Source organism: Pseudomonas edaphica, assembly GCF_005863185.1.
Classification (GTDB): Bacteria; Pseudomonadota; Gammaproteobacteria; order Pseudomonadales; family Pseudomonadaceae; genus Aquipseudomonas; species Aquipseudomonas edaphica.
Map to the genome: position 1 here is coordinate 1 of NZ_VBVZ01001079.1, position 826 is coordinate 826.

The 826-nt window shown below is 62.2% G+C and carries 1 protein-coding gene; it reads left to right on the forward strand.

The window, feature by feature from the left end; translation table 11 throughout:
* Positions 1–826 (forward strand): ATP-dependent DNA ligase (locus FEM54_RS33355; RefSeq protein ID WP_477749754.1); only part of this gene is annotated, 826 nt, incomplete at both ends.

The following is an 826-nucleotide window of genomic DNA, read 5'->3' on the forward strand; positions in this document are numbered from 1 at the left end:
GTGTGGGATCGCGGGGTCTGGCAGCCTCACGACGATCCGCACAAGGCGTATGCAGCCGGCAAACTCAAATTCACCCTGGTCGGTGAAAAACTCTCCGGCGATTGGGCGCTGGTACGCACCCGCCTCAAGGGCAGCGGCGACAAGGAGCAGTGGTTGCTGATCAAGGAAAAGGATCAGCAAGCCCGCCCGGCCGCAGACTACGACATCGTAAAGGCCCAGCCCAAAAGCGTGCTCAGCGATGCCACCGTGGGCAAGCCCGCGCCTGCACCGCGGGCAAAGCGGCAGAAAGCCAAGATCGCCCTGCCCGATCAATTCGCGCCACAACTGGCCACCCTGGTCGACCGCGCCCCGCCCGGCGATTGGCAATACGAGATCAAATTCGACGGCTACCGCATGCTGGCGCGTATCCGCGACGGCGATGTGCGCCTGTTCAGCCGCAACGGTCATGACTGGACCGAGCGTTTGCCGCGCCAGGTCAAGGCCCTCCAAGCCCTCAAGCTCAAGGACAGCTGGCTGGATGGCGAAGTGGTCAGCCTTAACGCCGACGGTTTACCGGACTTCCAGGCGTTGCAAAATGCGTTCGATATCGGCCGCAGCCTGGACATCGTTTACTACCTGTTCGATGCACCTTTTTTACACGGAAAAGACCTGCGTGAAGCGCCCGTGGAACAGCGCCGTGCTGCGCTTAAATCCGCGCTGTCGGGCAGCCGCAGCAAATTGCTGCGGTTTTCCGAAACCTTCGCCGCCAACCAACGCGACATCTTCGAAAGCGCCTGCGACCTGGCGCTCGAAGGCGTGATCGGCAAGCGCGTCGGCAGCCCGTATG